This is a genomic window from Bacillus haikouensis (assembly GCF_013179555.1).
Taxonomy (GTDB): Bacteria; Bacillota; Bacilli; order Bacillales; family Bacillaceae_B; genus Rossellomorea; species Rossellomorea haikouensis_A.
Genome location: NZ_JABMCR010000437.1, coordinates 1 through 2,438, shown reverse-complemented (window position 1 = coordinate 2,438; position 2,438 = coordinate 1). Strand labels below are relative to the sequence as shown.

At 45.0% G+C, this 2,438-nt stretch carries 2 protein-coding genes; both read left to right on the top strand.

The features are described from left to right. The first annotated feature begins 119 nt into the window (after positions 1-119). A complete protein-coding gene (locus HP456_RS22775; protein ID WP_172255329.1) occupies positions 120-1,970 on the top strand; it encodes a bifunctional homocysteine S-methyltransferase/methylenetetrahydrofolate reductase in 1,851 nt (616 codons plus the stop codon). After that, the coding region (locus tag HP456_RS22770; protein ID WP_172255327.1) for a homocysteine S-methyltransferase family protein at positions 1,951-2,438 on the top strand (488 nt) is incomplete at its 3' end. The genes HP456_RS22775 and HP456_RS22770, both read left to right, overlap by 20 nt.

Here is a 2,438-nt window from a genome sequence, read left to right as displayed (position 1 = left end):
GGTTATCGGTTGGACTGGAAGACACAGATGAGTTAATCGAGGATCTGCGGCAGGGATTGAATTCAATCAGGATAAGATCGGCACCTGATAGAATCATTCACCTATAAAGGAGGGATAATATGAAACCGCTCATACAATCGTTGAAAGAGAGAATTTTGTTAGCTGATGGAGCGATGGGGACCTTATTGTATTCATACGGTGTGGATCGATGTTTCGAGGAATTGAATCTTTCCCATCCGGATGAAGTATTCAAGATTCATAGAGATTATATAGAGGCAGGGGCGGATATCATCCAGACCAATACGTATGGGGCAAATTATCAAAAGCTTTCGAGGTACGGATTGGAGGATACTGTCAAGGAAATAAACACCGCAGCAGTCAGGCTGGCTAAAAAGGCTGCAGGTGCCGACACCTATGTTGTAGGGACAATTGGCGGGATTAGAGCGATAAAACAGAATATTCCCCTCGAAGAGATCAAAAGAAGTTTCCGTGAACAGCTATACTGTCTGCTGCTTGAAGGAGTCGATGGAATCCTCCTTGAAACGTATTATGATTTGGAAGAATTGACGACAGTCGTTAAGATTGCCAAGCGGGAAACAGATCTTCCTGTCATAGCGCAGGTATCGATGCATGAATCGGGAGTACTTCAAAACGGAATGAGTGTAAATGCTGCGCTTCGGGAACTGGAAATGATCGGAGCGGATGTTGTAGGAATCAATTGCAGGATGGGACCTTATCATATGGTTTCATCATTGGAGGAAGTTCCAATTCCTAATCATGCATTTCTATCAGTCTATCCTAACGCAAGCATGCCTAACTATGAAGAGGGCAGATTCTATTATTCTGCAGAGCCGGAATATTTCGGCGAAATAAGCAATGATCTCCGTGAGCAGGGGGCAAGGATTATAGGAGGATGCTGCGGGACCACACCTGAGCATATCCGGGCTGTGGCAACAAAATTAACCAGCAGAGTGCCGGTCACGGATAAGGTGGTGAAAGCAAAAAAATCTGTACAGCTTACATCACCGCCAGTTAAAGAAAAGTTGCTTCATCAAAAAGTAAAAGAGAAGAAAACGGTCATTGTGGAGCTTGATCCCCCTAAGCACCTCGACACCAGTCTTTTCTTTCAAGGGGTTAAAGCGTTGAAGGAAGAAGGCATCGATGCCATCACCCTGGCAGATAACCCTTTAGCTTCCCCGCGGATTGGGAATGATGCAATCGGGACGATCGTTAAGGAAAGGTACGATCTTACGCCGCTTGTTCATATCACATGCAGGGACAGAAATTTGATCGGCCTTCAATCCCACTTGATGGGGATTCACACTCTGGGGATTCACAATATTTTAGCTATTACTGGGGATCCCGCCAAGATAGGGGATTTCCCGGGGGCAGCTTCTGTCTACGACTTATCAAGTCTGGAGCTGATTGAATTAATCAAGCAGAATAATGAAGGAATATCATTCTCCGGAAAATCACTCAGACAAAAAACACAGTTCTCAGTTGGAGCGGCATTCAATCCTAATTTCAGGCATTTGGATGCTTCAGTAAAACGTCTCGAGAAGAAAATAAATGCGGGAGCCGATTACTTTATATCTCAGCCGGTATTTGGTGTAGAAGAGCTGTACCAAGTCTATGAATCCACCAAACATTTAAATACGCCGATCTTCATTGGGGTCATGCCTTTATTGAGTTCAAGGAATGCAGAGTTCCTTCACCACGAAGTACCAGGCATCAAAGTCCCGGTGGAAACGAGAAAGAGGATGAAGGATGCAGGTACAGACCCCGTTCATACAAGGGCAGCCGGATTGCGTATTTCCAAAGAACTATTAGATGCAGCTCTTAAGTTGTTTAATGGAATCTATCTGATTACGCCTTTTGTCCGATACGATATGAGTATAGAATTACTTCAGTATATAAAAGAAAAAGCCGGGAAAGAATTGGAGGTTCCATATGGTCAGCACATTATTTGAAGAACAGCTTAGAAAGAAGATACTCGTCCTCGACGGGGCTATGGGAACGATGCTCCAGGAAGCCTGCCTGACACCTGAAGACTTCGGTGGTGAGGAGTTGGATGGGTGCAACGAACATCTTGTCCTTACTGCGCCGGGAGTCATTGACAACATTCACAGGGAATATTTGCTTGCTGGAGCGGATGTTATTGAAACCAACACATTTGGCGGTACTCCCGTTGTACTGGATGAATATGAAATAGGTTCTAAAGCGTACGAAATAAACAAAACCGCGGCAGAAATAGCAAGAAAAGCGGCTAACTCCTTCACTACTTCCGAATGGCCAAGGTTTGTAGCCGGTTCCATGGGACCGACCACAAAAACGTTATCGGTAACCGGAGGAATCGATTTCGACGCTTTATCCGACAACTACCGCATACAGGCGAAGGGATTGCTGGATGGTGGTGTCGATGTTTTGTTATTGGAGAC